At 72.9% G+C, this 25,556-nt stretch carries 24 protein-coding genes; 7 read left to right on the top strand and 17 right to left on the bottom strand.

Going from position 1 to position 25,556, the window contains the following annotated elements; genetic code table 11:
• Nucleotides 1-7 precede the first annotated feature (7 nt).
• From ACF07V_RS24555 to ACF07V_RS24495, 13 genes are all read right to left on the bottom strand, one after another.
• Entirely contained in the window at nucleotides 8-1,126 is a 1,119-nt protein-coding gene (locus tag ACF07V_RS24555; RefSeq protein ID WP_392157163.1) for an aliphatic sulfonate ABC transporter substrate-binding protein, read from the bottom strand.
• Between the two features lie 207 nt (nucleotides 1,127-1,333).
• Entirely contained in the window at nucleotides 1,334-2,677 is a 1,344-nt protein-coding gene (locus ACF07V_RS24550; protein WP_392157162.1) for a sulfate adenylyltransferase subunit 1, read from the bottom strand.
• The gene (cysD, locus tag ACF07V_RS24545; RefSeq protein WP_392157161.1) at nucleotides 2,677-3,612 is read right to left on the bottom strand and encodes a sulfate adenylyltransferase subunit CysD; all 936 of its coding nucleotides are present in this window, start codon (nucleotides 3,610-3,612) and stop codon (nucleotides 2,677-2,679) included. The genes ACF07V_RS24550 and cysD overlap by 1 nt, the downstream gene beginning before the upstream one ends.
• Nucleotides 3,609-4,175, bottom strand: a complete 567-nt coding sequence (gene cysC / locus ACF07V_RS24540) for an adenylyl-sulfate kinase (protein ID WP_392157160.1) — start codon at nucleotides 4,173-4,175, stop codon at nucleotides 3,609-3,611. Before cysC ends, cysD begins: the two co-directional genes overlap by 4 nt.
• The gene (locus tag ACF07V_RS24535; protein ID WP_392157158.1) at nucleotides 4,172-4,879 is read right to left on the bottom strand and encodes a phosphoadenylyl-sulfate reductase; all 708 of its coding nucleotides are present in this window, start codon (nucleotides 4,877-4,879) and stop codon (nucleotides 4,172-4,174) included. The genes cysC and ACF07V_RS24535 overlap by 4 nt, the downstream gene beginning before the upstream one ends.
• A complete protein-coding gene (locus tag ACF07V_RS24530) occupies nucleotides 4,876-5,055 on the bottom strand; it encodes a hypothetical protein (protein ID WP_392157156.1) in 180 nt (59 codons plus the stop codon). Before ACF07V_RS24530 ends, ACF07V_RS24535 begins: the two co-directional genes overlap by 4 nt.
• Nucleotides 5,052-6,749, bottom strand: coding sequence for a nitrite/sulfite reductase (locus ACF07V_RS24525; protein WP_392157154.1), 1,698 nt, complete (start codon nucleotides 6,747-6,749; stop codon nucleotides 5,052-5,054). The genes ACF07V_RS24530 and ACF07V_RS24525 overlap by 4 nt, the downstream gene beginning before the upstream one ends.
• A 136-nt stretch (nucleotides 6,750-6,885) precedes the next feature.
• Nucleotides 6,886-6,969 carry a putative leader peptide gene (locus ACF07V_RS24520; protein WP_351188065.1) on the bottom strand — a complete coding sequence of 28 codons (84 nt, stop codon included), beginning with the start codon at nucleotides 6,967-6,969 and terminating at the stop codon, nucleotides 6,886-6,888.
• Between the two features lie 169 nt (nucleotides 6,970-7,138).
• Nucleotides 7,139-7,708, bottom strand: coding sequence for a GNAT family N-acetyltransferase (locus ACF07V_RS24515; protein ID WP_392157152.1), 570 nt, complete (start codon nucleotides 7,706-7,708; stop codon nucleotides 7,139-7,141).
• A 96-nt stretch (nucleotides 7,709-7,804) separates the two neighbouring features.
• A complete protein-coding gene (locus ACF07V_RS24510; RefSeq protein ID WP_392157151.1) occupies nucleotides 7,805-8,827 on the bottom strand; it encodes a LacI family DNA-binding transcriptional regulator in 1,023 nt (340 codons plus the stop codon).
• Between the two features lie 24 nt (nucleotides 8,828-8,851).
• On the bottom strand, nucleotides 8,852-9,658 hold the full coding sequence (locus tag ACF07V_RS24505) for an ATP-binding cassette domain-containing protein (RefSeq protein ID WP_392157150.1): 807 nt from the start codon (nucleotides 9,656-9,658) through the stop codon (nucleotides 8,852-8,854).
• On the bottom strand, nucleotides 9,655-10,659 hold the full coding sequence (locus ACF07V_RS24500; RefSeq protein WP_392157148.1) for an ABC transporter permease: 1,005 nt from the start codon (nucleotides 10,657-10,659) through the stop codon (nucleotides 9,655-9,657). The genes ACF07V_RS24505 and ACF07V_RS24500 overlap by 4 nt, the downstream gene beginning before the upstream one ends.
• A gap of 44 nt (nucleotides 10,660-10,703) precedes the next feature.
• On the bottom strand, nucleotides 10,704-11,726 hold the full coding sequence (locus tag ACF07V_RS24495) for a sugar ABC transporter substrate-binding protein (RefSeq protein WP_392157146.1): 1,023 nt from the start codon (nucleotides 11,724-11,726) through the stop codon (nucleotides 10,704-10,706).
• 156 nt (nucleotides 11,727-11,882) lie between these two features.
• On the opposite strand from ACF07V_RS24495, the gene ACF07V_RS24490 reads away from it, so the two are divergent.
• The 3 genes from ACF07V_RS24490 to ACF07V_RS24480 all read left to right on the top strand — a co-directional run bounded on the left by ACF07V_RS24490 (nucleotide 11,883) and on the right by ACF07V_RS24480 (nucleotide 16,087).
• On the top strand, nucleotides 11,883-13,919 hold the full coding sequence (locus tag ACF07V_RS24490) for a glycoside hydrolase family 32 protein (protein ID WP_392157145.1): 2,037 nt from the start codon (nucleotides 11,883-11,885) through the stop codon (nucleotides 13,917-13,919).
• A 29-nt stretch (nucleotides 13,920-13,948) separates the two neighbouring features.
• A complete protein-coding gene (locus ACF07V_RS24485) occupies nucleotides 13,949-14,908 on the top strand; it encodes a carbohydrate kinase (protein ID WP_392157143.1) in 960 nt (319 codons plus the stop codon).
• 90 nt (nucleotides 14,909-14,998) lie between these two features.
• Complete coding sequence (locus ACF07V_RS24480; protein ID WP_392157141.1) at nucleotides 14,999-16,087, top strand: hypothetical protein; 1,089 nt, start codon at nucleotides 14,999-15,001, stop codon at nucleotides 16,085-16,087.
• 6 nt (nucleotides 16,088-16,093) lie between these two features.
• Here ACF07V_RS24480 and ACF07V_RS24475 read toward each other — a convergent pair whose 3' ends face one another.
• The 3 genes from ACF07V_RS24475 to ACF07V_RS24465 all read right to left on the bottom strand — a co-directional run bounded on the left by ACF07V_RS24475 (nucleotide 16,094) and on the right by ACF07V_RS24465 (nucleotide 20,790).
• Nucleotides 16,094-17,323 carry a calcium-binding protein gene (locus ACF07V_RS24475; RefSeq protein WP_392157139.1) on the bottom strand — a complete coding sequence of 410 codons (1,230 nt, stop codon included), beginning with the start codon at nucleotides 17,321-17,323 and terminating at the stop codon, nucleotides 16,094-16,096.
• A 233-nt stretch (nucleotides 17,324-17,556) separates the two neighbouring features.
• Nucleotides 17,557-18,867, bottom strand: a complete 1,311-nt coding sequence (locus tag ACF07V_RS24470) for a GAF domain-containing protein (RefSeq protein ID WP_392157137.1) — start codon at nucleotides 18,865-18,867, stop codon at nucleotides 17,557-17,559.
• Nucleotides 18,868-19,152: 285 nt separating this feature from the next.
• Nucleotides 19,153-20,790, bottom strand: a complete 1,638-nt coding sequence (locus ACF07V_RS24465) for an acyl-CoA dehydrogenase family protein (RefSeq protein ID WP_392157135.1) — start codon at nucleotides 20,788-20,790, stop codon at nucleotides 19,153-19,155.
• Nucleotides 20,791-20,807: 17 nt separating this feature from the next.
• On the opposite strand from ACF07V_RS24465, the gene ACF07V_RS24460 reads away from it, so the two are divergent.
• Both ACF07V_RS24460 and ACF07V_RS24455 read left to right on the top strand, forming a co-directional pair.
• The gene (locus ACF07V_RS24460; protein ID WP_369147249.1) at nucleotides 20,808-21,932 is read left to right on the top strand and encodes a YihY/virulence factor BrkB family protein; all 1,125 of its coding nucleotides are present in this window, start codon (nucleotides 20,808-20,810) and stop codon (nucleotides 21,930-21,932) included.
• Nucleotides 21,933-21,950: 18 nt separating this feature from the next.
• Nucleotides 21,951-22,691 carry a helix-turn-helix domain-containing protein gene (locus tag ACF07V_RS24455; protein WP_392157133.1) on the top strand — a complete coding sequence of 247 codons (741 nt, stop codon included), beginning with the start codon at nucleotides 21,951-21,953 and terminating at the stop codon, nucleotides 22,689-22,691.
• On the opposite strand, the gene ACF07V_RS24450 is transcribed toward ACF07V_RS24455, so the two are convergent.
• Nucleotides 22,625-23,041, bottom strand: a complete 417-nt coding sequence (locus ACF07V_RS24450) for a VOC family protein (RefSeq protein ID WP_392157131.1) — start codon at nucleotides 23,039-23,041, stop codon at nucleotides 22,625-22,627. The two genes, ACF07V_RS24455 and ACF07V_RS24450, sit on opposite strands and share 67 nt — an antisense overlap.
• 101 nt (nucleotides 23,042-23,142) lie before the next feature.
• On the opposite strand from ACF07V_RS24450, the gene ACF07V_RS24445 reads away from it, so the two are divergent.
• Nucleotides 23,143-24,144 carry a hypothetical protein gene (locus ACF07V_RS24445; protein ID WP_392157130.1) on the top strand — a complete coding sequence of 334 codons (1,002 nt, stop codon included), beginning with the start codon at nucleotides 23,143-23,145 and terminating at the stop codon, nucleotides 24,142-24,144.
• Nucleotides 24,145-24,415: 271 nt separating this feature from the next.
• Entirely contained in the window at nucleotides 24,416-25,531 is a 1,116-nt protein-coding gene (gene rsgA, locus ACF07V_RS24440; RefSeq protein ID WP_392157128.1) for a ribosome small subunit-dependent GTPase A, read from the top strand.
• Nucleotides 25,532-25,556: the final 25 nt, after the last annotated feature.

The following is a 25,556-nucleotide window of genomic DNA, read 5'->3' as shown; positions in this document are numbered from 1 at the left end:
CGGGCTGTTACTTCGCGCCGAGACCGGCGTCGGAGACCTCGGGCTGACCCGCGGCCTTCAGGACCTTGTTGAGCGGCTTCAGGTCGTAGATGCCGCCGAGCTCGGGCTGCTTCAGGAGACCGGCCTTCACCGCGTGGTCGGCCTGGGCCTGGAGGGTGGCCGCCAGCGGGTCGTTGGTGAACCCGATGGAGGGCCAGGCCGCGTCGATCACCTTCGCGCCCAGCGCCTTGCCCGAGAGGGCCTTCAGCTTGGCGTTGGCCGAGGCCTTCGCCTTGTCCTGGTTGGCGTTGATCCACTCGTTGGTCTTCACCGAGCCGCGCAGGAACGCCTCGACGACGTCCGGGTGCTCCTTCAGGAACTTCTGCGACACGATGATGTTCGTGATGACGAACTTCTTGTCCGGCCACAGGTCGGACTCGTCGAGCAGCACCTTCGCGCCCTCGCTGACCAGCTTCGACGCGGTCGGCTCCGGCACCCAGGCACCGTCGATGGCGCCGGAGGAGTAGGCGTTCGGGGTGACCTTGTTGTCCGTGCGGACCACGGAGACGTCGCCCTTGCCGCTCTGGGCGTCGACCTTCCAGCCCTTCTCGGAGATCCAGTTGAGGAAGGCCACGTCCTGCGTGTTGCCGAGCTGCGGGGTGGCGATCTTCTTGCCCTTGACGTCGTCCAGGGTCTTGATCTTCGCCGGGTTCACCACGAGCTTCACGCCACCGGAGGCGGCGCCGCCGATGATGCGGAGGTTGGAGCCCTTGGTCTTGACGTAGCCGTTGATGGACGGCGAGGGGCCGATGAAGCCGATGTCGATCGAGCCGGCGTTCAGCGCCTCGATCTCGGACGGGCCCGCGTTGAAGGTGGTGGGCACCAGCTTCGTGCCGCCCAGCTCCTTCTGGAGGATGCCCTCCTGGTCACCGACGAGCGCGGTGGCGTGCGTGAGGTTGGGGAAGTACCCGAGCCGTACGGTGTCGGCGGAGAGCTTCTCGCCCTCGGCGGCCACCTTCTTCGTGGCGTTGTCGTCGTTCTTGGCCTCGGAGCCGTAGCCGCAGGAGGCGAGCGCGCCGATCAGCAGCGGCAGGGCGGCGGCGGCGGCCAGGCCGCGGCGCAGGGTGGTACGGGTGGTGGCAGGCACGGGTGGTGTTCCCCTCGATTCAACTTCTCAGCGAAGTCTGCGTTTATGTCGTTCGGGGTGGAGCGGGTGGAGCCGGTTCGTACCGCTCACGCGGCACATCGAGGTCAGCACGCACATCGCGCGACACCTCCCATGCCCGAACCGAGGGCACCGGAGCCCACCCGGCCGCCCTCCTTCGCGAAGGTGGCGTAGACGTTCTCGCTCATGTCAGAAGTCCCACCCTTCTTCCTCGTCCACCGCGGCGACGGCCTTGGTCGTGGCGAAGGACTCGCCCGCCATGCCGGCCGCGAGCGTGGTGCCGTCCGCGGGGTCGATCAGCAGGAACGAACCCGTACGGCGGGAGTCCGCGTACGCGTCGAGCGCGAGCGGCTCGGCGGTGCGGACCACGACCCGGCCGATGTCGTTGGCGACCAGCTGCCCGGGGTTCGGGTGCTGGGACAGGTCGTCCAGGGTCAGCCGCGAGGGGATGTCCTTGACGATCGCCTTGACCGTGCGCGTGGTGTGCTTGAGCAGCACGCGCTGCCCGACGGCGAGCGGCTGGTCCGCCACGTGGCAGACGGTCGCCTCGATGTCCTGGCTGGTGGCCGGGGCGTCGCCGCTCGGGGCGAGCAGGTCGCCGCGCGAGATGTCGATGTCGTCGGCGAGCCGGATCGTCACCGACTGCGGGGCCCAGGCGATGTCCACGGACTCGCCCAGCGCGTCGATCCCGGTGATCGTCGACTTCTTGCCCGACGGCAGGACGGTGATCTCCTCGCCGACCCGGAAGGCACCGGCGGCGATCTGACCGGCGTAGCCCCGGTAGTCGGGGTGCTCGGCGGTCTGCGGGCGGATCACGTACTGCACGGGGAAGCGGGCGTGGCAGGCCGTCAGGTCGTGGCTGACCGGGACGGTCTCCAGGTGCTCCAGGACCGTCGGGCCGCCGTACCAGTCCATGTTCGCGGACGGCTCCACGACGTTGTCGCCGGCGAGCGCCGAGATCGGGATCGCGGTGATCTCCGGGACGCCGAGCTCGGAGGCGTACGTCGTGAACTCCTCGGCGATCGCGGCGAAGACGGGCTCCTGGTAGTCGACCAGGTCCATCTTGTTCACGGCGAGGACCACGTGCGGGACGCGGAGCAGGGCGGCGACGGCCGCGTGCCGGCGGGTCTGCTCGACGACGCCGTTGCGGGCGTCGACGAGGACCACGGCCAGTTCGGCGGTGGAGGCGCCGGTGACCATGTTCCGGGTGTACTGCACGTGCCCGGGGGTGTCGGCGAGGATGAAGCGGCGGCGGGGCGTCGCGAAGTAGCGGTAGGCCACGTCGATGGTGATGCCCTGTTCGCGCTCGGCCCGCAGGCCGTCGGTGAGGAGCGCCAGGTCGGGCGCCTCCTGGCCGCGGGAGCGCGAGGCGTGCTCCACGGCCTCCAGCTGGTCGGCGAGGACCGACTTGGAGTCGTGGAGGAGCCGGCCCACCAGGGTGGACTTGCCGTCGTCGACGGAGCCGGCGGTGGCGAAACGCAGCAGGGTGGTGGCCGCCAGCTGGTCGGACAGCTGCTCGGTGGACGTGCTCATTAGAAGTACCCTTCGCGCTTGCGGTCTTCCATCGCGGCCTCGGACAGCTTGTCGTCGGCCCGGGTGGCACCCCGCTCGGTGAGGCGGGAGGCGGCGATCTCGGCGATGACGGCGTCCAGCGTGGTGGCGTCGGAGTCGACGGCGCCGGTGCAGGACATGTCGCCGACGGTGCGGTAGCGGATCAGCCGCTTCTCGACCGTCTCCGACTCCTTCGGGCCGCCCCACTCGCCGGCCGTCAGCCACATGCCGCTGCGGGCGAACACCTCGCGCTCGTGGGCGAAGTAGATCTCGGGGAGCTCGATCTTCTCGCGCTGGATGTACTGCCAGACGTCCAGCTCGGTCCAGTTGGAGAGCGGGAAGACCCGGACGTGCTCGCCGGGGGCGTGCCGGCCGTTGTACAGCTGCCACAGCTCGGGGCGCTGGCGGCGCGGGTCCCACTGCGAGAACTCGTCGCGCAGCGAGAACACCCGCTCCTTGGCGCGGGCCTTCTCCTCGTCGCGGCGGCCGCCGCCGAAGACGGCGTCGAAGCGGTGCTGCTGGATCGCCTCGGTCAGCGGGACGGTCTGCAGCGGGTTGCGGGTGCCGTCGGGGCGCTCGCGGAGCTTTCCGGCGTCGATGTACTCCTGCACGGAGGCCACGTGCAGCCGCAGCCCGTGCTGGGCGACGACGCGGTCGCGGTACTCGATGACCTCGGGGAAGTTGTGCCCGGTGTCGACGTGGAGGAGCGTGAAGGGCACCGGCGCGGGGGCGAAGGCCTTCAGCGCCAGGTGCAGCATGACGATGGAGTCCTTGCCGCCGGAGAAGAGGATCACCGGCCGCTCGAACTCGCCCGCCACCTCACGGAAGATGTGGACGGCCTCGGACTCCAGGGAGTCGAGGTGCGACAGCGCGAACGGACTGTCCGTGGTGTCGTGGACATGAGCGACGGTGGTCACAGCAGACCCCTCTCGGTGAGCAGCGCGTGGAGCTGCGCCGCGGACTCCTGCACGGTCTGGTTCTGGGACTCGATCCTCAGATCGGGCGTCTCGGGTGCCTCGTACGGGTCGTCGACGCCGGTGAGGCCGGAGATCTCGCCCGCGGCCTGCTTGGCGTAGAGGCCCTTCACGTCGCGGACGGAGCAGACCTCGACGGGGGTGGCCACGTGCACCTCGACGAAGGCGGTGCCCTCGGCCTGGTGGCGCTTGCGGACCGCCTCGCGACTGTCGTTGTACGGGGCGATGACCGGGACCAGGACCTTCACGCCGTGCGAGGCGAGCAGCTCGGCGACGAAGCCGATCCGCTGCACGTTGGTGTGCCGGTCCTCGCGGGTGAAGCCGATGCCCGCCGAGAGGAACTCGCGGATCTCGTCGCCGTCGAGGATCTCGACGGCGTGGCCGTCCTCGCGGAGGCGGCCGGCCAGCTCGTACGCGATGGTGGTCTTTCCGGCGCTCGGCAGGCCGGTGAGCCAGATGGTGGCACCGGTCACGTGGTTCTCCTGGGGTGTCTGAGTGTCCGTCATCCGTGCAGCCCGCATTCGGTCTTGGCGCGACCCGCCCAGCGTCCGGCGCGGGCGTCCTCGCCCGCCTCGACGCGGCGGGTGCAGGGGGCGCAGCCGACGGAGGCGTACCCGTCCATGAGGAGCGGGTTGGTGAGGACACCGTGCTCCGTGACGTAGGCGTCGACGTCGTCCTGGGTCCAGCGGGCGATGGGGGAGACCTTGACCTTCTGCCGCTTCTCGTCCCAGCCGACGACCGGGGTGTTCGCCCGGGTCGGGGACTCGTCGCGGCGCAGGCCGGTGGCCCACGCGCCGTACGCGGTGAGGCCCTCCTCCAGCGGCTTGACCTTGCGGAGCGCGCAGCACAGGTCGGGGTCGCGGTCGTGGAGCCTCGGACCGTACTCGGCGTCCTGCTCGGCCACGGTCTGACGCGGGGTCAGTGTGATGACGTTGACGTCCATGACGGCGTCCACGGCGTCGCGGGTGCCGATGGTCTCCTCGAAGTGGTAGCCCGTGTCGAGGAAGACGACGTCCACGCCGGGCTTGACCCGGGAGGCGAGGTGGGCGACGACCGCGTCCTCCATGGAGGAGGTGACGCAGAAGCGGTCGCCGAAGGTGTCCACGGCCCAGCGGAGGATCTCCAGCGCGGAGGCGTCCTCCAGATCACGGCCGGCCTGCTCGGCGAGTGCCTTGAGGTCGGCCGCGGTCTTGTCCTGAGTGACCGTCATATGTCTTCCCTCCCAGTGGTGTTGCCCGGAGTCGCCGGGGCGAGGAGCCCCAGGAACTTCAGCTGGAAGGCTCGACTGCACGCGGCGCATTCCCAGGCGCCGTGCCCCTGCTCGTTGGGACGCAGGTCCTCGTCCCCGCAGTAGGGGCAGTAGAACGGTGCGGCACGCTCGCTCATGACAGGGCCTCCTCGGAGGCGCGTGCCGCCCAGGTCGCGAAGCGCTCGCCGGTCTCGCGCTCCGCCTGGAAGCGCTTGAGGACCCGCTCCACGTAGTCCGGGAGCTCGGCCGACGTCACCTTGTGGCCGCGGAGCTTGCGGCCGAAGCCGGCCTCCAGGCCGAGCGCGCCGCCCAGGTGCACCTGGTAGCCCTCGACCCGGTTGCCGTCGGCGTCCAGGACCAGCTGGCCCTTGAGGCCGATGTCCGCGACCTGGATGCGGGCGCAGGCGTTCGGGCACCCGTTGACGTTGATCGTCAGCGGCTCGTCGAACTCCGGGATGCGGCGCTCCAGTTCGTCGATGAGCGAGGAGGCGCGGCCCTTCGTCTCGACGATCGCGAGCTTGCAGAACTCGATGCCGGTGCAGGCCATCGTGCCGCGCCGGAACGGGGTCGGGTTGACCCGCAGGTCGAGCGACTCCAGGGCCGCGACCGCGGAGTCGACCTGGTCCCGCTCGATGTCCAGGAGGAGCATCTTCTGGTCCGCCGTGGTCCGCACCCGGCCGGAGCCGTGCCGCTCGGCCAGGTCGGCGATCTTGGTCAGGGTGGCGCCGTCGACCCGGCCCACGCGCGGGGCGAAGCCGATGTAGAAGCGGCCGTCCTGCTGCTCGTGCACGCCCATGTGGTCGCGCCACTGACCCGCGGGCTGCTCCGGGGCGGGGCCGTCCGTCAGCTTGCGCCGGAGGTACTCGTCCTCCAGGACCTGGCGGAACTTCTCCGGGCCCCAGTCGGCGACGAGGAACTTCAGCCGGGCGCGGTTGCGCAGCCGGCGGTAGCCGTAGTCGCGGAAGATCGAGATGACGCCCTCGTAGACGTCGGGGACCTCGTCGAGGGAGACCCAGGTGCCGAGGCGGACGCCGAGCTTGGGGTTGGTGGACAGACCGCCGCCGACCCACACGTCGAAGCCGGGGCCGTGCTCCGGGTGCTCCACGCCGACGAAGGCGATGTCGTTGATCTCGTGCGCCACGTCGAGCTGCGGCGAGCCGGAGACCGCGGACTTGAACTTCCGGGGCAGGTTGGAGAAGTCCTTGTTGCCGACGATGCGCCGGTAGATCTCCTCGATGGCGGGGGTGCCGTCGATGATCTCGTCGGCGGCGATGCCGGCCACCGGGGAGCCGAGGATGACACGCGGGGTGTCACCGCAGGCCTCGGTGGTGGACAGGCCGACCGCCTCCAGGCGGTTCCAGATCTCGGGGACGTCCTCGATGCGGATCCAGTGGTACTGGACGTTCTGGCGGTCCGTGATGTCGGCGGTGCCGCGGGCGAACTCCTCGGAGATCTCGCCGATGACGCGGAGCTGTTCGGTGGTCAGCCGGCCGCCGTCGATGCGGACGCGGAGCATGAAGTACTCGTCGTCCAGCTCCTCCGGCTCCAGGACGCCCGTCTTGGTGCCGTCCAGACCCTGCTTGCGCTGGGTGTAGAGGCCCCACCAGCGCATGCGTCCGCGCAGGTCGTTGGGGTCGATCGAGTCGAAGCCGCGCTTCGAGTAGACCGTCTCAATACGTGTCCGCACATTGAGACCGTCGTCGTCCTTCTTGAACTGCTCATTGCCGTTCAGGGGGGTGAAGTGCCCCACGGCCCACTGACCCTCGCCACGGTGGCGCCCGGCCTTGCGGCGGGCGGTGGCGGGAGTGGGGTTTTCCGGAGTGGCGGCCATGGCGTTTCGTCCTTCGGGACTGCGAGAGGGCGGCTCTGACCTGCACACTCGCGCTCAGGTCAGAGGGTGGCGCGTCAGTGCGCAGCAGGGTGGGGCAGAGTCGGGCTGGAAAGAATGCGCGGCGGTGCTGGTTCTCTCAGCGCGCCGAACAGATGGCGCTGGACATGCGGCCGAGGTCGACGTGCCGCCGACTCACCAAGGCAATTCCAGTTCCAGACATGACGGAAGCGTGTCACGGGACTTTGGACCCAGTCCAGCATCGTCCAGGATTTGGACATAGTCGTCTCGTACCGCGAGACGGTGTGGTGTGGGTCACGCGAAAGGGGCCCCGGACGGGGCCCCTTCACATGGAGGTGCGGCCGGGCGTCGCCGCCCGCGGCGGGTACGGCTCAGACGTACGCGCCGGGCCACGGGCCCGGGGTCTCCGCCTCCTCGGCCTCCTCGACCTTGGTGTCGAAGAGCCGGAAGCCGCGCCGCTCGTAGTTGGCCATGGCATGCGGTCCGTCGAGCGAGCAGGTGTGCAGCCAGACCCGCTTCGTGGCCTCACGCTCCGGCCAGCGCTCCGCCAGGTCCCAGGCGCGCGCCGTCCCGTAGGAGAGGAGGTGGCCGCCGATCCGGCGGCCCCGGAAGGCCGGGATCAGGCCGAAGTAGACGATCTCCACCACGCCGTCGTCCTGCGGGTCGAGCTCCACGTACCCGGCCGGCGTCCCCTTGTCGTACGCCACCCAGATCTCGGCGCCCGGCTTCTCGGCGATCTCCTGCCACTGCTTGTACGTCAGCGACAGCCGGTCGGACCAGCGGATGTCGCCGCCGACCGCCGTGTAGAGGAAGCGGCTGAACTCCGCCGAGGGCACCTCGGCGCGCCGGATCACCACGTCGTCGCCCTCCGGCGGGGTGGCGGGACGGAGATCGGACGGCGAGGTCTGTTCGAGGGACCAGGTGGTGAGAGTGATGCTCATGAGCTCATCGCATCATGCGGAGCGCCGGATTCCCACCCTGTTCGGTGGGGGCGGACAAGCTGTCCGGCATACGGACACCCCTGGCGGTGGCGAGGCTCACGCCGGCGAAGGGCGGAGTTCGCCCGAGCCGCGTGCGATCAGCGTCACCGGCACCGTGCGGGTCACCGCGCGCGAGCGGTCCCCGTCCAGCCGGGCGAGCAGCTGTTCCGCCGCCACCCGCCCCATCGCCGCCGGATCCTGGGCCACGACCGTGAGGCCCGGCTCCAGGACCCCCGCCAGCGGGATGTCGTCGAAGCCGACCAGGGCCACGTCCCGCCGGCCGGCCTCCGCCAGCGCCGGCAGCACCCCCAGGGTGGCGAAGTTGTTCCCGGCGAAGACCGCGGTCGGCGGATCGGCGAGGGCGAGCAGCCGCCGTACCGCCACCCCCGCCGCGTACGGATCGTGCGCGGTGACCACGAGCGCCGGGTCGTGCGCGATGCCCGCCTCCTCCAGGGCCCGCTGGTAGCCGCGCTGCCGGGTCCTGCGGGTGTACAGCCGAGCCGGCCGGTCGCCGATGAAGGCGATCCGCCGGTGGCCGTGCGCGATCAGATGCGCCACCCCGGTGCGCGCCCCGTCCTCGTTGGCGCTGACCACGGCGTCCGCCGTGAGTCCCGCACCGGGCCGGTCCAGGAAGACCAGGGGAAGCCCGCTCTCGCGTTCGCGGCGCAGGAAGCGGTGGTCGCTTCCGGTGGCCGGGACGACGAGGAGACCGCTGATCCGGCGCGCCAGGAACGTGGTGATCAGAGCGTGCTCCGCGGTCTCCCGCTCGCCGGACGAGCCCATGAGGAGCGTGAGGTCCCGGCCCCGTACGGCCTGCTCGACCCCGCCCGCGACCGTACCGAAGAAGGGGTTGCCCATGTCCGGCACGACCAGGCCCACCGTCGAGTCACGCGCCCCCACCCGCATGTTGCGGGCCATGAGGTTGGGCCGGAAGCCCAGCTCCTCGACGACGGCGAGCACCTTCTCGCGGGTCGCGGCGGAGACCGGGCCGTCCTCGTTGAGGACCCGGGACACGGTCTTCGGGGTCACACCGACCCGCTCCGCCACATCGGCAAGGGTCGGCCGCCGGGTGCCCGCCATGATCACCGCTTCCTGTCTTCTCCGTCAGGCCCTTCGCGGGTCGACCGTACCTCCGTCCGCCCCGTCCACGGTGAGGGCCCCGGTCATGATCGCGACGACCTCGGACATCGAGTGGTCCGCCGGACGGATCTGCGCCACCCGGCGGCCGAGCCGCTGGACGTGGATCCGGTCCGCGATCTCGAAGACGTGCGGCATGTTGTGGCTGATCAACACCACCGGCAGACCCCGGTCGCGGACCCGCCGGATCATGTCGAGGACCTGACCCGACTCCTTCACGCCGAGCGCGGCCGTCGGCTCGTCCATGACCACCACGTGCCGTGCCCAGGCGACCGCCCTCGCCACCGCCACGCCCTGCCGCTGACCGCCGGAGAGCGTCTCCACCGCCTGGCCGAGGGAGCGGAGCCCGATCTTCAGGTCGGCCATGTGCGCCGCCGACTCCTCCCGCATCCTCTTCTTGTCCAGCATGCGGAGGACCGAGCCGAGCGGCCCGCGCCGACGCACCTCGCGGCCGAGGAACATGTTGCTCGCGATGTCCAGGGAGGCCGCCACCGCCAGGTCCTGGTACACGGTCTCGATGCCGTGGCGGCGCGCGTCGAGCGGGTCGCGCAGGCGGACCGGCTTCCCGTCGAGCTCGATCGTGCCCTCGTCGGGCTGGAGGGCGCCGGTGAGCGCCTTGATCAGACTGGACTTTCCGGCGCCGTTGTCGCCGATGACGGCGAGCACCTCGCCGGGCATGAGGTCGAAGTCGGCTCCGTCGAGCGCGGTGACCTGGCCGTACCGCTTGACCAGTCCGCGGGCGCGGAGGACGGGGGTGGTCGTCTGCGAACTCATCGGCGGGCCTTCCTGCGGGAGAACTGGTCGACCGTCACGGCGAGGATCACCAGGCCGCCGGTGATCAGGGTCTGGTAGATCGAGCCCACCCCCATCAGCTGGAGGCCGTTGCGGAACACGCCCACGATCAGCGCGCCGACGAGCGTGCCGAGGACCGCGCCGCGCCCGCCGAAGAGGCTGGTGCCGCCGAGGACCACGGCCGTGATGGCGTCGAGGTTGTCGGTCTGGCCGGCCTTGGGGTCGCCGACGCCGGTGCGCGAGACCAGGAGCAGGGCCGCGATCCCGTAGATCACCCCGGCCAGGGTGTAGAGGCCGATCACGAGCCGGTTGGTGCGGATGCCGGTGAGGCGGGCGACCTCGGGGCTGTTGCCGAGCGCGTACGTGTGCCGGCCCCAGGCGGTCTGGCCGAGGAAGTACGCGAAGGCGAGGAAGAGCGCGATGGTGAGGACCGAGCCGTAGGTGATGTCGGTCCGACCCAGCGGGAAGGTCGCGCCGAGCGCGGTGAGCGCGCCGGGGATCTCGGTGACGGTCTGCTCGTCGGAGTAGATGTGGGTGAGCGCGAAGGCGATGTTGAGCATGCCGAGCGTCACGATGAACGGCGGCAGCTTCACGTACGTGACGAGGGCGCCGTTGGCCAGGCCGAAGAGGGCGCAGACGCCGATCCCGGCGACGACCGCGAGGAGCGGCGGGAGCGTGCCGTCGGCGGCGAGCTTCGCCATGGTGATCGAGCCGAAGGCCATCACCGCGCCGCAGGAGAGGTCGATGCCGGCGGTGAGGATGATCAGGGTCTGGCCGAGGGCGAGGGTGCCGACGACCATGACCTGCTGGACGACCAGGGAGAGGTTTCCGCCGGAGAGGAACTGGTCGCTCTGGAAGGAGAAGAAGAGACAGGCGGCGAGCAGGGCGACGAGCGGGCCCGCGGTGGGATGGCCGAGCAGCTGCCGTCCGCGTACGGCGGCGGGTGCGGGCGGCGCGGCGGCGAGGGGTGTACTGGTGGTCAACGGTGCTCCTGGGTAGGTCGGTTCGCGAGGGCGGTGGGGACCGGTCAGCCCCAGCAGTTCTCCAGGCCGTACGCCGTGTCCTTCGCCTCCACGCCGGAGGCGGGCCGGTCGGAGACGAGGGTCACGCCGGTGTCGACGTACCCGGAGGCCTTCGTGCCCTTCTTGGCATACGTCACGACGGCGTCGACGCCCTTGGCGGCCATGAGCAGCGGGTACTGCTGCGAAGTGGCCGCGATCTTCCCGTCCTTGACGGCCGCGGTGCCGGTGCAGCCGCCGTCGACGGAGACGATCAGGACGTCCTTCTCGCGGCCCTTGGCCTTGAGCGCGGTGTACGCGCCCAGCGCGGCGGGCTCGTTGATGGTGTAGACGACGTTGACGTCGGGTGCCTTCTGGAGGCAGTTCTCCATGGCCGTCTGGCCCTTGGCCTGGTCGCCGCCCGTGTCCTGGGAGCAGACCACGGACGGGTCGCCCTCCTGGATGCCGAAGCCCTTGAGGAAGCCGTCGTGGCGCAGCTGCCCGACGGCGACGCCCGGCGCGAGGTCCAGGGTGGCGATCTTGGCGGGCTTGCCGGCCATGGCGGCCCTGGCGTAGCGGCCGATGAGCTCGCCGGCCTTCAGGTTGTCGGTGGCGAAGAGCGCGTCGGCGGCGTCCTGCGGGTCGGTGGGGCTGTCCAGGGCGATCACGAGGACGCCCTTCTTCCGGGCCTGCTCGATGGCGGGGACGATGGCCTTGGAGTCGTTGGGCGTGATGAGGATGCCCTTGACGCCCGCGGCGACCATGTTCTCGATGGCCGTGACCTGGCCTTCGTTGTCGCCGTCGAACTTGCCCGCCGCCGTGGAGAGTTCGGCGCCCGACTTCTTCGCCGCCTGCTCGGCGCCCTCCTTCATCTTCACGAAGAAGGGATTGGTGTCGGTCTTCGTGATGAGGCCGACCTTCACCGTGCCGTTGCCGCCGTCGGAGGCGGAGCCCTTGGCGCCCTCGCCGCAGGCGGTGAGCAGCAGGGCGGCCGACGCGGTGGCGGCGACGAGGGTCAGGGACGTACGGAAAGGGCGCTCGATGCGATTCATGGCGCGGCTCCTCAGGGGGCGCAGGGGTGTCGGTGAAGACTCATGTCATCGATGACTTATGTCAACGTTGACATCGACTGAGCCAGGATGATGGACTCCGCCGCGAGCAACGTCAATGCCCCCTACTCGTCACGAGTTGGCAACGGAGGCTTCCGGATGAGCCGCTGGAAAGCACCGCACACCACCCTCCTCGCGGCGGCGCTCGTCGCCGCGAGCATCCCCCTCACCGCACCCTTCCCCGCCCGCGCCGCCACCCCCCGCGCCCTGGCGTCCGGGCCGGTCAACCCCGGCTTCGAGACCGGGGACCTCACCGGCTGGACCGTCACCGACGGCACCGCCTTCGGTCCCGGCGCGGTCAGCACCGCCACCACCTACTGGGGCGGCCCCTTCCACCACCGGGGCGGCCACCACCTCTGGGGGTACGCCGCCGCGGGCGACGACGCCACCGGCACCCTCGCCTCCTCCACCTTCGCCGCCCCCACCCGCCTCAGCTTCCTCGTCTCCGGCGGCTGGGACCCCGAACGCCTCCAGGTCGCCCTCGTCAGGGACGGCGACGGAGCCCGGCTGCTCACCCAGACGGGCATCGACGATGAGGCCTACCTCCGCGTCGTCTGGGACACGACGCCCTGGCGCGGCCAGGCCGTCCACCTCGAAGTCGTCGACCGCAAGACCGGCGGCTGGGGCCACATCAACCTCGACGACGTCCGCGTCGGCGACGCCGCCGCACGCGACGACAACGGCCTCACCTTCCGCACCCTCGGCCAGGCCAACCAGCCCACCGCCACCAGGGACCGCACCGCCGACCCCCTCCGCCCCCAGTTCCACTACACGCCCTACCAGGGCTGGATCAACGACCCCAACGGCCTGATCCAGTGGCGCGGCCGCCACCAGCTCTTCAGCCAGCACTACCCGGGCGCCCCCAAGTGGGGCCCGATGCACTGGGCCCACGCCGACAGCCCCGACGCCGTCCACTGGCGCGAACTGCCCGTCGCCCTCGCCCCGCGGGCCCCGGCGACCACCGCCGACAACAGCGGGATCTTCAGCGGCAGCGCCGTCGACGACGACGGCACCCTCACCGTCGCGTACACGAGGTTCACCGACGCCGCCGCCCACCCCGGCGCCACCCCCGAGACCGTCGAGATCGCCACCAGCGCCGACGGCACCACGTTCACCCCCGGCACCGAGGTCATCTCCCAGCCCCCGCCCGGCTCCACCGCCGGCTTCCGCGACCCCAAGCTCTTCCGCGACCCCGTCGACGGCCGCTGGAAGATGGTCGTCGGCTCCGGCGACGCCGGCCGCGGCAAGGTGCACCTGTACGCCTCCGACGACCTGCGCACCTGGACGTACAGCGGCGTCCTCGCCGAGGGCGACGGCACCACCGGCGCGATGTGGGAGTGCCCCGACCTCTTCCCCCTCGACGGCAAGTGGGTCCTGCTCCACTCGACGAACGAGGGCGGCCAGTCCCTCCAGCGGTACGCCGTCGGCACCTACGACGGCAGCCGCTTCACCGCCGAACGCCACGGGATCCTCGACGGAGGCGGCGACCTCTACGCCGGCCAGAGCTACCGGGACGACAGCGGCCGGCGGCTCATGACCGCCTGGATGAGCGACTGGAACGCCAAGGAACCCACCCGGATCGGCGGCTGGGCCGGCGCCCAGGCCCTCCACCGCGAACTCTTCCTGACCGCCGACGGCCGACTCGGCCAGCGGCCCGTCGCCGCCGCCGACACCCTCGCCTCGGGACCCTCCACCACGGTCAAGGACAAGACGGTCCAGGGGAGTTGGCGCATCGGACGCGGCGACGCCGTCCGGCTGAGGGCCGTCCTCGACCTGACCCGCACCACCGCCGACACGGTCACCCTCCGCCTCAAGGCCTCCACCGCCGAAGCGACGGTCCTGCGGTACGAGAAGACCACCGGCACCCTCACCCTCGACACCACCGACGCGGGCTACGGCACCCCCGCCACGTACACCACCCACGCCGTCCCCGCCGCCGACGGCACCCTCGCGCTCGACGTCCTCGTCGACCGCTCCTCGGTCGAGGTCTTCACCGGTGACGGCGCCGCGCTCACCGCCAGGACGTACCCGCGCTACCGGGAGTCCGACGCGGTCGAGTTCACGACGGGCTCCGGCCGACTGCGCCTGAAGAGCGCCACCTTGATCCCGCTCGGCTCGGCCGTCCTGACCGACTGAGCTCCGTCCCCACCGAAAGGCACCCCCGCATGACCGCGACCCGCCGCCCCGTGGCCGTACTCGGCGAATGCGTCGCCGACGCCTTTGTCGCCCCCGCCGGGACCGAAGGCCCCGGCCTCCGGCTCGACGTACTGCCCGGCGGCGGGCCCGCGAACACCGCCGTCGCACTCGCCCGCCTCGGCACCCCCACCCACCTCGTCGCCCGCCTCTCCGGCGACGTCTTCGGCGGCCTCTTCCGGCGCCGCCTCGCCGAGTCGGGCGTCCGCACCGACCTGTGCCCCGACGCCGGCGAACCCAGCACCCTCGCCGTCGCGGGCCTCGGCCCCGACGGCGCCGCCGAGTACTCCTTCCACGCCGAAGGCACCGCCGACTGGCAGTGGACCCGCGAGGAACTCGCCCCCGTCGCCGCCGCGGACCCCGCCGCCCTCCACACCGGCTCCCTCGCCCTCGTCCGCGCTCCCGGTGCCGCGGCCGTCGAGGAACTGCTCGCCCGGCTGCGCCCCACCACCACGATCTCCCTCGACCCCAACGTCCGCCCGCTCCTCGTCGAACCGGGCGCCTACCGGGCCCGCCTCCCGCGCTGGTGCGCCCTCGCCGACCTGCTGCGCCTGAGCGAGGACGACCTCGCCCACCTCCATCCCGGGCTCGCCCCCGAAGCCGCCTGCGACAGCTGGCACCGTGCGGGCGTCCCCCTCGTGGTCGTCACCCTCGGCGGGGCCGGCGCCCTCGTCTCGTACGACGGGCGGCGCGAGCACGTCCCCGCGCCGCCCGTCCGGGTCGTCGACACCGTCGGCGCGGGCGACGCGTTCACCGCGGGCCTGCTGCACCGCCTCCACGAGGCCGGGGCCCTCGGCGGCCGGCTCGACAGCCTCGCACCGCCGCTGCTGAGCGAGGCCGTCGCGTTCGGCACCGCCGTCGCCGCGGCCACCTGCGCCGTGCGCGGCGCCAACCCCCCGTACGCGGGCCAGTTGGCGGGGGCCATGACCTGAGAGGTAATCGACCGCCGCACCGCACCCCCGGCAGGGTGATCACACCGGGACGGCAACGGCCTCCCGGCGATCGGACGAGAGGGCACCAACATGGGTACGGGTCGGCGTGGTCTTGCGGGCATCGCGATGGCGACCGCGATCGTGGCGGCTGGGGTCACCGTGACCACGGCGCAGGCGCAGCCGGGCGGGGTCACGGACGCCGTCCGGAACGACTGCCCGGCGGCGCGGGCGAAGGTCGACCGACTGGAGGGACGGATCACCCCCAACGCCTGCGCGTTCATACAGCGGCAGATCGCCTTCGGAGAGCTCCCGACCGGGACGCCGCCCGCCTACGGTGACCTCGCTCACCCCCGGGTCCGGGCCTACCTCGACATCTTCGACCCGGAGGCCACCCTCTGGGAGGCCGGCGGCGAACCGCAGCGCGGGCGCACCGCGATCGGCACCTCCATCACCGGCTCCCTCGCCCTCGCGCCGAGCCTCACCTACCGGGGCACGGACGTCGTCGCCGACGGCAGCACCGTGATGTTCGGCCAGTGGAACGAGGTCACCCTCAAGGGCCGGACGGTCGCCTACCCCCAGATCGCCCGGAACGTCCTCGGCGACGAGGGCCGCACCCTTCAGGCCCGCCGCTACTACGACCGGGCCGTCCTCTTCCGGGACACCCTGCCCGGGGACGCACCCGCCCCCCTCTTCGCGGGCATCGCCGACAGCGGCGACAGCGGCGACAGCGGCGACAGCGGCGAAACCGCCGACAGCGCCGCCAGCGGCGAGCGCGGCGGCGGCACCCCCGCCGGCCTCCGCGCCGAGGAGGTCCCGGACCGCCTCGCCGCCTGGAACACCGAGGACGTCGACGCCCTGCTCGCCCGCACCGCCGGAGCGCGCCTCTCCGGCCCAGGGCTCGACACCCCGCTCACCACCGAGGCCGGCAAGCGGGCTTACCTGGAGCGGCTCTTCGCCACCGCCGACCTCCACCTCAAGGCCGGCCAGGTCGCCGAGGGCACGGCCACGACCTACGTCGAATGGCACGGCACCGCCTCCGGAGCCAAGGGCACCGGCATCCCCTTCGGGATCGTGGAGCGCTTCGGCCCGGCGGGGGAGTGGGAGCTGTACTTCGACACGCTCCCGCTCGTCGCCGACGCCGACGGCATCCGCACCCTCTTCAGGAAGCTGGCCTCGTAGGGCCGGTCAGAGCAGCCGGGTCCTCGCGGACCGGCCCGCGAACCGGTCGAACAGGGGCCGCGCCCGGTCGAGCCGGCCGGGGGCCGCCCGGCGGGCCGACCGCGCGGCCTGCTGGGCCTCGCAGTTGACCACGGCGTCCGTGCCGCCCTCGCCGTCGCAGTCGTCGACGCCCGCCCCACCGTCGAGGGCGTCGGCGGCGGGGCCGCCGCGCAGGAAGTCGTTGCCGTCGCCGCCGCGCAGGCCGTCCCGGCCACCGGCGGTGCCGAGCGTCTGGCTCCAGTCCGAGTTGTCGCCGAAGATCCGGTCGTCACCGCCGCGGCCGTCGATCCGGTCGTCGCCCGCGGTCGCCCCGGTGGGATCGACCAGCGTGCTGTCGCCGATGAGCACGATCTCGCCGGTGCTGCCACCGAGGAGGACGTCGTTGCCGGAGCCGACCGCCGTGCCGCCGGACGTGTGGTCGCCGACGGCACCGAACGCGCCGTCGGATCCCAGGTCGATCAGATCGTCCCCGCCGGCCCCGGTGGCGTTCCCGAACGGCGCGAAGCTGTCCCCCGTGATGTCGCCGAGCGTGCCGGCGCCTTCGAGCAGGACGTCGTCGGCGGCACCCGAGGCGCCGAAGTAGCCGAGCGCGTCCCCGATGATGACGTCCTCCCCGTTGCCGCCGAGGATCCGGTCGGGGGCCGCGCCGGTGGCGTGGTCGCCGGAGCTGTCGCCGATCAGGGAGTCGTCACCGTCCCCGCCGACGAGGACGTCCGGGGAGGCCCCGGTGACCGAGCCCTGGGACGCCGAGTTGTCGCCCAGCAGTTCGTCGTGGCCGGACCCGCCGTCGATGTAGTCCCGCCCGGTGGGGGAGGTGACGTCGCCGGTGTGGGCGCGCTCGTCGCCGACGAGGGCGTCGTTGCCCGCGTCGCCGTAGACGCGGTCGTCGCCGGTGCCGCCCGAGACGCGGTCGTCGCCGTCGCCGCCGTGGACGACGTCGCTGCCGCCCAGGCCGCAGATCCGGTCGTTGCCGCCCTTGCCGTCGATGACGTCGGAGCCGGGTGTGCCGATGATGACGTCGTCACCGGGGGTGCCGGTGGTGCCGGGGACGGTCGCGGCGGCCTCGAAGCAGGTGGGTGCCGCGGCGGCGGGGCCGCCGGTGGTGACGACGAGTGCCGCGGCGGCGAACGCGGGGGCGCACACGAGGCCGACGGCCCGGCGGCGCGCGGCGGCGCGGACGGCTGCTCTTCGGTTCATGGGGGGACGGGTTCCTTCCCGTGGCGGGGGACGCGGGGAGATCGCCGGGCGGCGATCACTTCGCGTGATGTCTGCCCCGACCACGGGGAGCCTCGATGCACGGAGGGTGATTTCACCCGTGTGTTCGTGGATGACACCCCCGTTCGACGGACCCGTCCCGCGCACCGGCCGGAGCGCGACGAGCGGGCGCCGCGTCCCCTCCCGGCCGACGGCCCGGGCCGCCCGGCCGGTGCCTACGACGAGGCGCCGGTGGCGGTGCGACCGGCCCGGACCGCCGGGGCCGTCGAGTGCGGCAGCAGGTCTCCCGGGCACTCCGGGCGCAGGACCTCCACCGCGACCTCCTCGCGGAAGCGGTACGGGCGGTGCGCCAGGACCCCCGCCAGGTTCCGCCGCACCCGGGACATCTCCGCCCGCACGGTCACCGTCCGCGTACGGTCGCCGAACACGTCGTCGGCCAGCTCCGCCGCCGTCCGGCCGTCGCGGTGCAGCGCCAGTACGTAGAGGAGCTCCGCGTGCCGGGGACTGAGCTCCTGCTGCCAGCTGCCCGCCGCCCCCGAGACGGCCACCGTCCAGCGGCGCGGCCGGCTCAGGTCCAGCACCACCCGGCTCGCCGCCTCCTCCGAGCCCGGCCCCTCCGGCCGGGACTCCTCCTCGACCCGCAGCAGCCAGCCGCCCGGCAGCGGCTCCACCGCGCACACCCCGAGCGAGGGCAGCCAGACCCGGCCGGCCCGGAACGACTTGGGCAGCGGGATCCGGTCCACCGGCGCGAGCCCGGTCACCGCCGCCGTCCAGCCGTGGTCGTCCACCGCGACGGCCCGGCCGCCCACCCGGCACAGGATCGGCGCCGCCACCGCCCGCAGCCGCTCGACGGACCGGTGGTGCCGCTCCCGCATCTCGGCCTCGGCGAGCTGCGCCACCGAGCCGACCAGGGCCAGCATCGCCGGATGGAAGCTGGACGCGGGACCGGACACGTCCAGGATCCCGAGGAGCCGCTGGTCGCGCGGGTCGTGCACGGGCGCGGCGGCGCAGGTCCAGTTGTGCAGCGACTGCACGTAGTGCTCGGCGGAGTGGACCTGCACCGCCCGGCCCAGGGCGAGCGCCGTGCCGACGGCGTTCGTCCCGGTGGCGTGCTCCGCCCAGGCCGCGCCCTCCTCCAGACAGATGCCGTGCGCCTTGCGCAGCACGGAGAGGTTCCCCTGGCGCCACAGCACCCGGCCGTGCTCGTCGGTGACCACCATGATCTGGAGGGAGGCGTCGGCGATGCCGGCGATGCCACCGCTCAGCGTCTGCATCACCTCGGAGAGGAGCGTGGTCCTGCGCCGCTCCTCCAGCTCGTCCCGCTGGAGCAGCACGCTGCTGGTGCTCTGGTCCGGGTCGAGACCCAGCCGGGCCATCCGCTGCCAGGACGCGTCGATCACCGGGCGGGGCGCGATCGGGGGCCTGCGGCCCGCCAGGGTCTCCGCGCGCACCCGGTGCAGCAGCCGGGTGGCCTGGGCGGCGTCCATGGCGGCCAGCCGCTTCATGTCGAGCTGCGTGTTGTTCATCGGTCTCTCCCAGCCACCCGGGGTGCTGTATCGGTTCTGCACGGGGCAGATGTCCGGAGTGTCGGTGCCCATCGTGCCGTCCGGGACCCCCCGGCGAGGCCCGGTTCGGGTAATCCTGCAACCCTTTGCAACTCTGGCGACCGACCGCCCCCCTGGGCGAACCTGGTGCGAGCGGCGGGTGGTGCCGTGTCGGCGCAGCACCACCCCCGCTTTTCCGCGCGTGCCGACCTGATGAGACACCCCCTCAGGTCCACCCCTGGTACGCGCGGCACAGCACTTCCCGGCTCAGCACACGACCCGCGCCCGCTCCACGAGCGCCCGCAGATCCAGCGTGTGCGGGAGCGTCCCGAACGCCGCGCCGCCGTCCCCGCCGAGCCGCGCCGCGCAGAACGCGTCCGCCACCTCCGGCGGAGCCCACCGCACGAGCAGCGCCCCCTGGAGCACCAGCGCGAGGCGCTCCGTGAGCCGCCGCGCCCGTGCCTCGATCCCCTCCAGGTCCGCCAGTTCGACGAGCAGACCCCGGATCGCCCGGTCCAGGCGGTGGTCGGCGCCGCGCGCCGCCCCCACCTCCCGGAGCAGCGCGTCCAGCGCGGCGGGCTCGGTCCGCAGCGCCCGCACCACGTCGAGCGCCTGTACGTTCCCCGAGCCCTCCCAGACCGAGTTGAGCGGCGACTCCCGCAGCAGCCGGGGCATCCCCGACTCCTCCACGTACCCGTTGCCGCCCAGGCATTCGAGTGCCTCCGCCACCATCGGCGTGCACCGCTTCGTCACCCAGTACTTCGCCGCCGGCACCGAGATCCGCAGCAGCGCCGACTCCTCCGGGGTCCCGGCGTCGTACGCCGCCGCGAGACGCATCCCGAGGACCGTCGCCGCCTCCGACTCCAGCGCCAGATCGGCGAGTACGTTCCGCATCAGCGGTTTCTCGACGAGCAGCCCGCCGAAGGCCGAACGGTACGAGGCGTGGTGCACGGCCTGCGCCACCGCCTGCCGCATCAGGGCGGCCGAGCCCAGCACACAGTCGAGCCGGGTCGCCGCGACCATGCCCATGATGGTCCGGATCCCGCGCCCCTCCTCGCCGACGCGGTGCGCCCGGGTCGTCCCGTCGAACTCCACCTCGGCGGAGGCGTTCGAACGGTTGCCCAGCTTGTCCTTGAGCCGCTGGATCGCGAAGGCGTTGCGCGAGCCGTCCGCCAGCACCCGCGGGACCAGGAAACAGGTCAGCCCCGCCGGGGCCTGCGCGAGGACCAGGAAGGCGTCCGACATCGGCGCCGAACAGAACCACTTGTGCCCCGTCAGCACGTACTCCCCGTCGGCCGCGAGCGGACGGGCCTCCGTCGTGTTCGCCCGGACGTCGCTGCCGCCCTGCTTCTCCGTCATCGCCATGCCGAGCAGCGCCCCCGGCTTCTCCGCGACCGGACGCAGCTCCCGCTCGTACACGTGCGAGAGCGCCGCCGGCTCCCAGACCGCCGCGAGCCCCGGCTCGGCGCGCAGCGCGGGCACCGCCGCGTGCGTCATCGACACGGGGCAGCCGTGCCCCGCCTCCGCCTGCGAGGCCACCAGGAACCCGGCGGCCCGCCGCACATGACCACCCGGCCGGCCCCACGCGTCCGTGAGCCCGGCCGACACGGACCGCCCCAGGAGCCGGTGCCAGGCCGGATGGAACTCGACCTCGTCGATCCGGTGCCCGTACCGGTCGTGGGTCAGCAGCCGGGGCGGATGCGCGTTCGCCTGCTCGCCCCACTCCCGTACCTGCGCCGAACCGGTCGCCCGGCCGAGCAGCGCCAGCTCCTCGCGCGCCTCCGTCAGGAGCTCCGGCGCGAGGTGCCGCTCGACCGCCTCCGCGAGGGCCCGATCGCTCGTGAAGACGTCATATCCGACCAGGGGAGGAGCCTGATTGGTCACGGTGTGGGTGCTCGCTGCCATGCCGATACGGTAAGCAGGTGCAGGCAGCAAGCGAAACACCCGAACGGCCCGAGCGTCGGCCCTGGAGCAGACTCCACCGCGCGCGCGTCCTCTACCGCAACGTCTCGAAGCGGAAGATGGTCTGGCTGCTCCTCAAGGACACCGTCAACTCGTGCATCGAGTACCGGATCCTCGGCCTCGCCGCCGAGGCCGCGTTCTTCACCCTGCTGTCCCTGCCACCGCTGCTGCTCGGCCTGATCGCGGTCCTCGGCTACGCCGACGACTGGACGAACACCGACACCGTCGCGAGCATCCGGGAGAACATCCTCCACGCGGCCGGCACGGTCCTCTCCGACCGGGGCGTCCACGAGATCGCCGAACCCCTCCTCGACGACATCACCCAGGGCAAACGGCCCGAGCTGATCTCCCTCGGCTTCGCCATCGCCCTCTGGTCGGGATCGCGCGCGGTGAACGTCTTCATCGACACCATCACCGTCATGTACGGACTCGACGGGCGCCGGGGCATCGTCAAGACCCGGCTCCTCGCCCTGCTCCTGTACATCATCGCGCTGCTCATCGGAGCCGTCGTGCTGCCGCTCGCGGTCGTCGGCCCCGACCGGGTCGTCGAACTCGTCCCCTGGGGCACCGAGGTCGTCGCCGTACTCTACTGGCCGGTCGTCATCCTGCTCTCCATCGCCTTCCTCACCACGCTCTACCACGTGTCCGTGCCCGTCAGATCGCCGTGGATCGAGGACATCCCCGGCGCCCTCGTCGCGCTCGGGATGTGGGTCCTCGGCAGCTTCCTGCTGCGCATCTACCTGACCAGCCAGGTCGAGGGCCCGACCATCTACGGCTCCCTCGCCGCCCCCATCGCCGTCCTCCTCTGGATCGGCATCTCGGCGTTCGCGGTCCTCGTCGGCGCCGCCGTGAACGCCGCCATCGACCGCGTCTGGCCCTCCGTCGCCACCGCCGCCGCCCGCGAGGCCAACGAACGGGCCCGCGCCGTCCAGGCCGCCGAACTCGTCGCCCGCGTGCGGGCCGAGGCCGAGGACGTCGACGAGGACGACCCGGACATGCCCTCCGAGTTCCCCGAGCGCTGGTCGAAGTTCCTGCCCCCGGACGACGTGAAGTCCCGCCTCCACTCGGGCTGGGAGAAGGACTGACCCGCCTACGCTGGTGGGATGTACGAGGAGCGCCCCGCCCTGCTCGACGGGGCCGTGCTGTGGACCCGCACCGCCGCCGCGGGCCCCACGGCGGAACGGCCCGTCCTGCCGGACGGCTGCATGGACCTGATCTGGGCCGACGGGAGACTCCTCGTCGCCGGACCCGACACCCGCGCGTACGTACCCGGGGAGTTCGCCGCACGGTACGCGGGCATCCGCTTCGCCCCCGGGGACGCCCCCGGCCTCCTCGGCGTCCCCGCCCACGAACTCCGTGACCGGCGGGTCGCCCTCGGCGCGCTGTGGGGCGAGGCGGAGGCGCGGCGGCTCGGCGAGCGGATCACGGACGCCCCCGACCCGGCCGCGGCCCTGGAGGAGCTCGTCCTGCGCCGGGCCGCCGACGACTTCGCGCCCGATCCGCTGCTGCGGGCCGTCGTGGCGCGCCTCGCCGCGGGCCGCGGGGTCGCCGAGACGGCCGAGGCGGTCGGGCTCGGCGCCCGGCAGCTGCACCGGCGCTCCCTGGCCGCCTTCGGCTACGGCCCCAAGACCCTCGCGCGCGTGCTGCGCCTCCAGCGCGCGCTCGCCCTGGTCAGGGCCGGGGTCCCGTACGCGGAGGCCGCCCTGCGCGCGGGCTGCGCCGACCAGGCCCACCTCGCCCGCGAGACCCGGGCCCTGGCGGGGACCACTCTGAGCGCCTACGCGGCTTCCACGGCCGCGAAGAGCGAGACCCCGCTGCCGTCCGGGTCGAGGACCACCGCGTAGCGCTGCCCCCACACGGCGTCCCAGGGCTTCAGATGCCCCCGGTACCCGGCGGCGACCAGCTCCTCGTACACCGCGTCCACCTCCGCCGGGGAACCGCAGCGGAAGGCGAGCTCGACCCGGTTGCCGCCCGCCGGGCGCGTCCAGCCGGGGTCGAAGGAACGGACGACGGCCTCCGTGTCCCAGGCGATCCGCAGCCCGCCGGGCAGCGCCGCCTCCACGTGCGGGGCGGACTCGGCGCCGGCCGGGACGTCCAGGCCCAGGCGCCGGTAGAAGGCGAGCGAGGCGGCCATGTCGGAGACGACGAGACCGACGAGGTCGAAACGGGGCGTGATGCGGGGTGCTGTGTCCATGGCGGCACGGTAGGCACGGGGCGCGCGGCCGGTCTTGTACGAATCGGACGCCTGCCCCGGACCCCTCCCGCACCCTCCGCCCCGGCGGCTACGGTCGGGCCATGACCACGCGCGCGTACGGACGGAGGTCCTGGCCCTGGGCCGCGGCGGCCGTCCTGTTGTTCTGGCAGACCTGGTTCCTCTTCCACGTGTACGCCACCGAGAACTCGCGCGTGCGCTGGGACTGCGACTCCGAGGGCTGCGGCACGAACGACCTCGCGGGCCCGGCGATCCCCTTCGGGGTGCTCTCGGCGCTGGTCGCCACCGTGCTCGCCGCCCCGTACCTGGGCCTCGGCGGCGCCGGGGTCGGGGCGCTCCTCGCCGCCTTCGGGCTCCTCGTGCGCCGCGAGGACGACCACGCCCTCCTCGCCGCCTACGGCCTCGCCGCGCTGGGCGTCGCCCTCGTCATGGCCGGAGCGGTCCGGGCCGTCCGCCGAGGACCGGCGCCCGAGGAGGACGACGGGCCCCCGCGCCCGCGCGGCCGCCCCCGGATCCCCGCCCTGCTGCGCCGCCTCGTCGCACCGGCCACCCTGGTCGCCGCCGTCCCGGGGACCCTCGCGGCCACCGGGCTCGTGCACGGCGCCCTCGACGGGCCGCGCTGGATCATGATGCTCGGGCTCAACGGCACCGCCGCCCTGCTCGTCGCGCTCGGCTCCGCACGGCTGAACCACCGTCCCGGCGTGGCCCGGGGACCCGTCCCCGCCGAGGTGGCCGCCCACGCGCCCGCCCGCCTCAACGCCCTCACCACACGAGGGACCGCCTTCGTCTTCGACCTGACCGTGCGGCCCGAGCGCGGCGCCCCGTACCGGATCGCGGTCGAGCATCCGCTCGACCTCCAGGACGTCCGCGTGCACCGCGCGGCCCTCGTCCGGCACGACCCCCGCCGCCCCTGGCTGGTCGACCTGCCCCAGGACCCGCCCGCCGCCGAGCTGGCCCGGGCCCGCGCCGCCGCCCGCACCGAGGACCCGCTCCCCGCACCGCACCTCTGGTCCCCGCCCCCGGGCGTCCCGGTCCTGCTGCTCACCGGGGTGCTCACGACGGTCCTCGTGACCCTGCTCGCCTGACCGGACGCCTCGGCCGTGGCCTGAAGAAGCGCCCGCGCCGAGGCCGGAAAAAACCCGTGGCGCGTGCCGGACCGCTCCGGCTACGGTGCAACCCGTACGCGAGATCGCGAGAAGACGCGAGCGCGAAGGACAACAGGAGGTGTGACCGATGGCTGTCGTCACGAAGGGCCTCGCCCGCACGCGGATGTTCATCCACACCACCTCCGCGGCCACCGGCTGACCTCACTCTTCCGTCTTTCAGCGCCGGGGCCGCCCCTGTGAAGGGTCCCCCTTGTCTTTCCCGCTTTCCTCCGTTTCGTCCTCTTCCTCCTCGCTCGACGCCCACGGCTGGGACTCCGGCTGGGCCACCGTCTTCGCGCCCTACGCCGCCCAGGGACTCCTCCCGGGGCGGGTGATCCGCGTCGACCGCGGCCAGTGCGACGTCGCCACCGCCGAGGGCGTCGTCCGTGCCGACACGGCGTTCGTCACCCCGCACGATCCGCTGCGGGTCGTCTGCACCGGCGACTGGGCCGCCGTCGACCCGGAGGGCGCCAGCGACCCCCGGTACGTGCGGGCGTGCCTGCCGCGCCGCACGGCCTTCGCGCGGTCCACCTCCTCCAAGCGCTCCGAGGGGCAGATCCTCGCCGCCAACGTCGACCACGCCGTCATCACGGTCTCGCTCGCCGTCGAGCTCGACCTCGGCCGGATCGAACGCTTCCTCGCCCTGGCCTGGGAGTCCGGCGCCCAGCCGACCGTCGTCCTCAGCAAGGCCGACCTCGTGCCCGACCCCGTCGGGCTCTCCTACCTCGTCGAGGACGTGGAGACCGTCGCGCCCGGCGTGCAGGTGCTGCCCGTCAGCTCCGCCACCGGAGAAGGCATCGACGTGCTCGCCGCGACCGTCGCGGGCGGCACGACCGTGCTGCTCGGCGCCTCCGGCGCCGGCAAGTCGACCCTCGCCAACGCGCTGGTCGGCGAGGACGTGATGGACGTCCAGGCCGCCCGCGACGTCGACGGCAAGGGCCGGCACACGACGACCACCCGCAACCTCTTCGTCCTGCCCGGCGGGGGAGTCCTCATCGACACCCCCGGACTGCGCGGTGTCGGGCTCTGGGACGCCGAGGCCGGTGTCGGCCAGGTCTTCTCGGAGATCGAGGAGCTGGCCGCCGACTGCCGCTTCCACGACTGCGCCCACGAGGCCGAGCCCGGCTGTGCCGTGGCGGCGGCCATCGAGGAGGGCTCGCTGCCCGTGCGCCGTCTGGAGAGCTACCACAAGCTGATCCGCGAGAACCGGCGGATCGTGGCCAAGACCGACGCCCGGGTGCGCTCCGAGATGCTCAAGGAGTGGAAGCGCATGGGCCGGGAAGGCCGTACGGCCATGGAGATCAAGCGCGGAGGCCGGGCCCGGTAGGCCCGGCCCGGTGCCGCCGTGCCCG

This window comes from Streptomyces sp. NPDC015661 (assembly GCF_043077765.1).
GTDB lineage: Bacteria > Actinomycetota > Actinomycetes > Streptomycetales > Streptomycetaceae > Streptomyces.
This window is presented reverse-complemented; position numbering and strand designations above follow the sequence as displayed.

Coding starts and splice junctions, on each gene's coding strand:
- ACF07V_RS24550 (WP_392157162.1), bottom strand. CDS start 2,677: ATGAGCACGTCCACCGAGCAGCTGTCCGACCAGCTGGCGGCCACCACC.
- cysC (WP_392157160.1), bottom strand. CDS start 4,175: ATGACGGACACTCAGACACCCCAGGAGAACCACGTGACCGGTGCCACC.
- ACF07V_RS24535 (WP_392157158.1), bottom strand. CDS start 4,879: ATGACGGTCACTCAGGACAAGACCGCGGCCGACCTCAAGGCACTCGCC.
- ACF07V_RS24530 (WP_392157156.1), bottom strand. CDS start 5,055: ATGAGCGAGCGTGCCGCACCGTTCTACTGCCCCTACTGCGGGGACGAG.
- ACF07V_RS24525 (WP_392157154.1), bottom strand. CDS start 6,749: ATGGCCGCCACTCCGGAAAACCCCACTCCCGCCACCGCCCGCCGCAAG.
- ACF07V_RS24520 (WP_351188065.1), bottom strand. CDS start 6,969: ATGTCTGGAACTGGAATTGCCTTGGTGAGTCGGCGGCACGTCGACCTC.
- ACF07V_RS24515 (WP_392157152.1), bottom strand. CDS start 7,708: ATGAGCATCACTCTCACCACCTGGTCCCTCGAACAGACCTCGCCGTCC.
- ACF07V_RS24510 (WP_392157151.1), bottom strand. CDS start 8,827: ATGGCGGGCACCCGGCGGCCGACCCTTGCCGATGTGGCGGAGCGGGTC.
- ACF07V_RS24505 (WP_392157150.1), bottom strand. CDS start 9,658: ATGAGTTCGCAGACGACCACCCCCGTCCTCCGCGCCCGCGGACTGGTC.
- ACF07V_RS24495 (WP_392157146.1), bottom strand. CDS start 11,726: ATGAATCGCATCGAGCGCCCTTTCCGTACGTCCCTGACCCTCGTCGCC.
- ACF07V_RS24490 (WP_392157145.1), top strand. CDS start 11,883: ATGAGCCGCTGGAAAGCACCGCACACCACCCTCCTCGCGGCGGCGCTC.
- ACF07V_RS24485 (WP_392157143.1), top strand. CDS start 13,949: ATGACCGCGACCCGCCGCCCCGTGGCCGTACTCGGCGAATGCGTCGCC.
- ACF07V_RS24480 (WP_392157141.1), top strand. CDS start 14,999: ATGGGTACGGGTCGGCGTGGTCTTGCGGGCATCGCGATGGCGACCGCG.
- ACF07V_RS24475 (WP_392157139.1), bottom strand. CDS start 17,323: ATGAACCGAAGAGCAGCCGTCCGCGCCGCCGCGCGCCGCCGGGCCGTC.
- ACF07V_RS24470 (WP_392157137.1), bottom strand. CDS start 18,867: ATGAACAACACGCAGCTCGACATGAAGCGGCTGGCCGCCATGGACGCC.
- ACF07V_RS24465 (WP_392157135.1), bottom strand. CDS start 20,790: ATGGCAGCGAGCACCCACACCGTGACCAATCAGGCTCCTCCCCTGGTC.
- ACF07V_RS24455 (WP_392157133.1), top strand. CDS start 21,951: ATGTACGAGGAGCGCCCCGCCCTGCTCGACGGGGCCGTGCTGTGGACC.
- ACF07V_RS24450 (WP_392157131.1), bottom strand. CDS start 23,041: ATGGACACAGCACCCCGCATCACGCCCCGTTTCGACCTCGTCGGTCTC.
- ACF07V_RS24445 (WP_392157130.1), top strand. CDS start 23,143: ATGACCACGCGCGCGTACGGACGGAGGTCCTGGCCCTGGGCCGCGGCG.